The sequence below is a fragment of the Pseudomonas sp. EL_65y_Pfl1_R83 genome, assembly GCF_963970695.1.
GTDB classification, from domain to species: Bacteria; Pseudomonadota; Gammaproteobacteria; order Pseudomonadales; family Pseudomonadaceae; genus Aquipseudomonas; species Aquipseudomonas tritici.
Map to the genome: position 1 here is coordinate 1 of NZ_CAXAQI010000547.1, position 255 is coordinate 255.

The 255-nt window shown below is 60.8% G+C and carries 1 protein-coding gene; it reads right to left on the minus strand.

Features of this window, described 5'->3' with window-relative positions; all coding sequences use genetic code 11:
* The coding region (locus AACY08_RS30270) for a ribonucleotide-diphosphate reductase subunit beta (protein ID WP_339472759.1) at nt 1-255 on the minus strand (255 nt) is incomplete at both ends.

Here is a 255-nt window from a genome sequence, read left to right on the forward strand (position 1 = left end):
CGGAGATCGAACGGGTGTACTTGAGGCCCCAGGCGGCCTTTTTGGCGACCGACGGAATCTCGTGGTACATGTTGAAGATCTCGCCTTCATCCATGGCCAGCGATTCGATGCAGTACTGGTAGGCGTGAGTGTGGATCGCCTCTTCGAAGGCCTGGCGCAGGATGTACTGGCGGCACTCCGGGTTGGTGATCAGGCGGTACACGGCCAGGACCAGGTTGTTGGCGACCAGCGAGTCGGCGGTGGAGAAGAAGCCGA